Source organism: Rhizobacter sp. P1_G5 (assembly GCF_056405435.1).
In genome coordinates, this window is sequence record NZ_JBFUCB010000382.1 from 1 (window position 1) to 5,899 (window position 5,899).

At 70.6% G+C, this 5,899-nt stretch carries 6 protein-coding genes; 2 read left to right on the forward strand and 4 right to left on the reverse strand.

Features of this window, described 5'->3' with window-relative positions:
- A partial coding sequence (folE, locus tag AC1D12_RS22360; RefSeq protein WP_477842929.1) for a GTP cyclohydrolase I occupies nt 1-535 on the forward strand: 535 nt, incomplete at its 5' end.
- An 11-nt stretch (nt 536-546) separates the two neighbouring features.
- Complete coding sequence (locus AC1D12_RS22365; protein ID WP_047501553.1) at nt 547-972, forward strand: BLUF domain-containing protein; 426 nt, start codon at nt 547-549, stop codon at nt 970-972.
- Here AC1D12_RS22365 and AC1D12_RS22370 read toward each other — a convergent pair.
- From AC1D12_RS22370 to AC1D12_RS22385, 4 genes are all read right to left on the reverse strand, one after another.
- Nucleotides 956-2,893, reverse strand: a complete 1,938-nt coding sequence (locus tag AC1D12_RS22370; RefSeq protein WP_465111436.1) for a M48 family metalloprotease — start codon at nt 2,891-2,893, stop codon at nt 956-958. The genes AC1D12_RS22365 and AC1D12_RS22370 overlap by 17 nt on opposite strands.
- 13 nt (nt 2,894-2,906) lie before the next feature.
- On the reverse strand, nt 2,907-3,500 hold the full coding sequence (locus AC1D12_RS22375) for a LemA family protein (RefSeq protein ID WP_465111435.1): 594 nt from the start codon (nt 3,498-3,500) through the stop codon (nt 2,907-2,909).
- 113 nt (nt 3,501-3,613) lie between these two features.
- Complete coding sequence (locus AC1D12_RS22380) at nt 3,614-4,366, reverse strand: SEL1-like repeat protein (protein ID WP_477842932.1); 753 nt, start codon at nt 4,364-4,366, stop codon at nt 3,614-3,616.
- Nucleotides 4,367-4,377: 11 nt separating this feature from the next.
- The coding region (locus AC1D12_RS22385) for a 5'-nucleotidase C-terminal domain-containing protein (RefSeq protein WP_477842933.1) at nt 4,378-5,899 on the reverse strand (1,522 nt) is incomplete at its 5' end.

The following is a 5,899-nucleotide window of genomic DNA, read 5'->3' on the forward strand; positions in this document are numbered from 1 at the left end:
GCTGAAGGCGCTGGTGATCGACACCGACAGCGACCACAACACCCAGGAAACCGCCAGGCGCGTCGCGAAGATGTTCCTGACCGAGGTGTTCCGCGGCCGCTACGTGCCGATGCCCGCGGTCACCGAGTTCCCGAACGCCGAGCGGCTCAACGAGCTGATGATCGTCGGCCCGATCACGGTGCGCAGCGCCTGCTCGCACCACCTGTGCCCGATCATGGGGCGGGTGTGGATCGGCATCCTGCCGAACGAGCATTCCAACCTGATCGGGCTGTCGAAGTACGCCCGCATCTGCRACTGGATCATGAGCCGCCCGCAGATCCAGGAAGAGGCCGTCACGATGCTGGCCAACGAATTGCAGAGCCGGGTCAAGCCCGACGGCCTCGCCCTCGTGATGGAAGCCGATCACTTCTGCRTGCACTGGCGCGGCGTGAAGGACGACCAGGCGATGATGACCAACAGCGTGATGCGCGGTGCGTTCCTGAAGGACGCGAGCCTGCGCCGCGAATTCCTGTCCCTGCTGAGCAAGAAGACCTGAAAGGATTCCCCATGCTCGTGCGCCTGATGTACGCCAGCCGTGCCGCCGCGTCGATGGACACCGAGACGCTCGCGGCGATCATGAAGAAGTCTCGCGCCCACAATCCGCAGGTCGGCGTGACCGGGGTGCTGTGCCACTCCGGCGGCATCTTCCTGCAGGTGCTCGAAGGCGGCCGGCTGCCGGTCAGCCAGCTGTACAACCGCATCGCCAACGACCCGCGCCACCACGACGTGGCGCTGCTGCGCTACGAAGAGATCGGCGAGCGCCGCTTCGCCGGCTGGGCGATGGGCCAGGTGATGATGAACATGCTGAACCCGGCGCTGCTGCTGAAGTATTCCGAGCGGGCCGAACTCGATCCCTACGCGGTGTCGGGCGAGGTCTCGATGGCGCTGTTCGACGAGCTGGTCGCGTCCGCCTCGGTCATGTGCCAGAGCTGACGCCGGCGCGCAGCACCGCGGCCGGCAGCTCGATGTAGTGCCGTGCCAGCTCGGGCGGCAGCGGCGAGTCGAGCAGCAGCCCGGCCAGCCGCAGCGCATCGGCCGCGCCGTCCGACAGCCGGTTCATCGGGCTCGCGGCCAGCGCCGCCTCCAGCCAGGCGCGCACCAGCACCGGCCGCAGCATCCACGGCAGGCCCTGCACGACGCCCAGCGCATGCGCCACCTCATCGGCATCGGGCAGTTCGGGCGCCGGCACGATCGCATCGCGCACCCAGCGCTTCATCACCGCCTGGTACCAGGCCGCGCCGCTCTCGAGCTCGCCGTCGGGCACGAGCCGCGACAGGAAGGCCGTCAGACGCGCCACCTGCATCAGCGCCGATTCCGGCAGCTCGGCGAGGTCGTTGCTGGCGCTCGCGTTCGGGCTCGGCGGGCGGGCTTCGCCGAGGCGGTGCCGCAGCGCCAGCCAGTGCAGGCGGTCGATCGGGCGCACCTGGCCATCGGCGGCCATCACGCGGCGTGCCGCCTCGACGACATCCTGCCGGTCGTTCAGCGGTGCGCGCGCGATGCGCGAGAGCAGCACCTCGATCCACGGCAGGCGTGCGGCCGGGCCCAGCTTGTTGACCTCGTCGCGCAACGCATCGGCGGTGCTCAGGCCGCGGGTCTCGTCGCGCCAGGCGCGGCGCTCGCGCTGGCTGCCGGGCGTCGCGATCAGTGCCAGCAGCACCGCGCGGAGTTCGCCCGGGCCATGCACGCGGCCGAGGCGGTCGATCGCTTCGCGTTCGTCGTCATCCGACGTGGGACGGGGTTGCGGCAGCGTGCCGCTGGGGTCGGGTGTCTCGGACATGGGGACAGCATAGGCGATGGGCGCGGCGGGAGCAGCTGCCGATAGCGCGGTGGGCAAGCGGCGCGGCTCGCCGGCTTCGTCAGCCGGCAGCGCCGGGGCCGCGAGCGGCGGCATCGCGCGGCCGTAGACGCGGCGCACGCGCTCGGGCAGCGGCGGGTGCGTGGACAGCCAGCCCGCCGGCGCCTGCATCAGCTGGCCAGCCAGCAGGCGCGACGGCACGCGCAGCAGCGCGGCCTCGCGCCCGTCGACCTGGTGCCAGATCTTGCGCAGCGTGCCGCCCAGGCCGTCGCGGCTGCGGGTGAACTGCACCGCGCTCGCATCGGCCAGCAGTTCGCGCTGCCGCGACACGGCGGCCTGCAGCACCTGGCCGGCGACCCAGCCCAGGCTGCCCGCCGCGATGAAGACCGGGCCGATCAGCACGCCGGGAAAGGTCCGGTTGCCCTCTTCGTCGGCGTCGAACAGCCGGTGGCCGTAGCCGTGCACCAGCGACAGGCCCCACACCAGCGCCAGCAGCAGCATGTGCAGGCGCAGGTCGCCGTTGTGGATGTGCCCGAACTCATGCGCGACGAGGCCTTGCAGCTCGTCGCGCGTCAGGCGCTGCAGCGCGCCGCGCGTCACCGCGACCACCGATTCCTCGGGCGACCAGCCGGCCGCGAACGCATTGATGGCGCTCTCGCGCTCCAGCAGGTAGACGCGCGGGCGCGGCAGGCCGCTGGCGAGCGCCATCTCGTCGACGATGTTCAGCAGCCGCCGCTCGGTGACGTCGCGCGGGTCGAGCAGCTCGCGCCCGCCGGCCCATTCCGCCACGTGGGCGCCGCCGCCGCTGCGCAGCCGCGCCGTCTCGACCCAGCAGCCGCCCAGCACGAACAGCAGCACGATCGCGGTGTTGGTCTCGAAGAAGAGCGGCGGCAGGCCGGGGAAATCGGCGTCGCGCAGCAGCAGCGCGGCAGCGCCCCACCAGAGTCCGAGCAGTGCCGCGTTGACCACCAGCACCAGCGCGACCAGCAGCAGCGCGAACAGCGCCAGCAGCCGTTGCGTGGCCTGGCGGGTCTCGTCCTGCTGGTCGCGAAAGCGCACGGCCGCGCGCGAACTACAGCTGCACGCGCACCGCGGCGCGCTCGGCCTCGCTCGTGGTGGACTGCAGCATCGCGGCCTCGCGGAAGCCGAACAGCGCGGCCAGCAGCCGGGTCGGGAACTGCTGCGCGGCGACGTTGTAGTCGAGGGCCGCGTCGTTGAACAGCTGGCGCGAGAACGCCACCTTGTTCTCGGTGCTGGTCAATTCCTCGGACAGCTCGCGCAGGCTCTGGTCGGCCTTCAGCTCCGGGTAGGACTCGACCAGTGCCATCAGCCGGCCCATGGCCGAGCCGAGCACGCCCTCGGCCATCGAGAGACTCGTCACCGGCCCGGCGGCACCGGGGCGCGAACGGGCCAGGTCGGCAGCGGCCTTGGCCTGGTTGCGGGCGGCGGTCACGGCTTCGAGCGTCTCGCGCTCATGGGTCACGTACTTGCGCGCGACCTCGACCAGGTTGGGGATCAGGTCGTAGCGGCGCTTGAGCTGCACGTCGATCTGCGCAAACGCATTGCCGATCACGTTGCGCAGGCGCACCAGGCGGTTGTAGGCACCGACGGCCCAGAAGACCAGCACGGCAAGGATGATCCAGGCGACGATTTGGGTGGTGCTCATGGATGTATTGTGCCCCCCAGTCGCTTCGCTCCTGCCCCCGAGGGGCGCCACCCGGCGGCCCGGCAAAGCCGGTTCCGCGGGCGTTGCTTGATCGATCGCGGCCGGTGGCCTGCTCAACGCTCGACCGGCGGATGCTTCAGCGAATGCGCCACCTCGGCCAGCGCCTCGCGCGCCTGCTCGCTGTCGCGCGCCAGGCCCAGCTCGCCGCGTTCGTAGGCCATCGCGAGCGCCTGGTGGGCCGGCGGATATTCGAGGGCCGCCGCTTCACGGTACAGCACCAGCGCCCTCGCCTCGTCGCGCGGCACACCATCGCCCTCGCGCGCGGCATTGGCCAGCAGGAACAGCGCCTGCGGATCGTGCGCCTGCGCGGCCTGCGCCAGCCAGCGCGCTGCAGCGGCCGGATCGCGCGCGCGGCGCGCCAGCAGGCCGCGCTGCAATGCCGCGCCCGCATGGCCTGCCACGGCGGCGCGCTCGAAATCGCGTGCCGCCTGCGCCTCGTCGTGCTGCGGCCCGGATTGCAGGTGCAGCTTCCCCAGCTGGTACGAGGCCTGCGCATCGCCCTGCTGCTGCGCCGCCTGCAGCCAGCGCAGCGCCTCGGCCCGGTCCGCAGCGTCGGCCGTCGCGGCCAGCACGCTGCCGAGCGCCTGCTGCGCCTGCGCCGCGCCACCCTCGGCGCGATAGCGCAGCTGCTGCAGCGCCTGCGCGTCGCGGCCGGCACCGGCGCGCACCGCGAGCTGTTCGGTCGACACTGYCGCCAGCGCTCCGCGGTCGCCACGGGTGCTGACGCCCACCGCCAGCGCCGCACTGGCGGCGGCGAGCGCGACCAGCGCCCACACGGTGTGCTCGAACAATCGCGCCATCGGCATGCCTCTCTCTCTTACTGCGCCAGGTCGATCGCGTACACCGACAGGCTCTTGCCGCTGCCGTCGTCCGCCTGCTGCAGCGTGATGCCGGCGAGGCCCGCGGCCTGCGCCAGCGCGAGCTGGTTGGCCGCCGACTTGAAGGTCACCGCCCCGGCCGTCGTCACCTTCGTGAAGCGCCAGCTGCGGTGCGAGCCGTTGGCCACACGGGTCAGGTTCTTCGCGGTCTTGATGTACGAGATCAGCGCATCGCGGTTCGCGTCGGGCGACGCGTAGATCGTCTTGCTGCCGTCCAGGCCGGGGAAGCTGCCGCCGCCGCTCGCGCGGTAGTTGTTGGTCGCGACGACGAACTGCGCCGCCGCGTCGATCGCCGCGCCCTTGTACATGAGGTTCTTGATGCGGCTGCCGACCGCTTGCGTCACGTCGATCTCGTACTGCATGTCGGCCGACGTGAACATGTCGAAGTTGTAGCCCGGGTAGGTGCTGACCAGCTCCTGCGCCGTGGTCAACGCCGGGTTGATCGTGTTGAAGCGCTTGGCCGCGGTCTCCAGCCAGGCCTTGATGTCGGCACCCGTCACCTTCACTGCATAGATGGTGTTCGGGTACAGGTACAGGTCGGCCGCGTTGTTGATCGCGAGCGGGCCGGCGGCCACGTCGGTGAAGTCGTTGCCGCCGCCGAAGCCGGACTTGAACGGCGCGCTGACCGACAGCACCGGCAGCGTCTTGAACTCCGGCAGGTTGGCCTGGATGTAGGCCGAGACGTAGTCCGCCTGCGCCTGGTTGACGATCTCGATCGCGCCGGGCTCGCCCACGTCGGCGAAGTAGGTCGTCATGCGGAAATCGGTCGTGCCGACCGGCGTCTTCACGTACGCGATGGTCGCCTGGTGCTCGGCCTCGATCAGCGGGGCGACCGTCGCATCGACCGCGACATAGGTCTTGTCGGCGTTCTGCGTCGAACGTGCCTCGACCGTGGTCTTCGTCGTGTCGACCGTCCACTTGCTGCCGTCGTGCTTCAGGTTCAGGCCGATCACCCCCAGGTGCTTGCCCCAGAAGTTGGCCATCACGGTCGGCACGCCGTTGACCGTGCCCTTGACCTTGTCGACACCGGTCTGGTTGAACTGCCCGACGGTGCTCTTCGCGTCCGGGAAGATCTGGTGCGAGTGGCCGATCAGCATCGCATCGACGCCGGCCACCTTCGACAGGTGCCAGCTGCCGTTCTCCATCGTCGGCGAGTAGGCCCCGGCGTCGAGCCCGCCGTGCGAGATCACGACGATCAGCTCGGCGCCCTTGGCCTTCATCTCGGGGATGAACTTCTCGGCGGTTTCCTTCACGCCTTCGGTGTAGACCTTGCCGTCCAGCCAGCGCTTGTCCCAGGCCAGGATGGCGGGCGGCGCGAAGCCGATGAAGCCGACCTTGACCGGCACGCTCACGTCCTTGCCGGCCGGGTCCTTGGCCTTCAGCGTCTTCGTGACGATGGTGTACGGCGTGAACAGCGGCTGCTTGCTCTTGACGCTGTAGACGTTGGCCAGCACCTGCGGG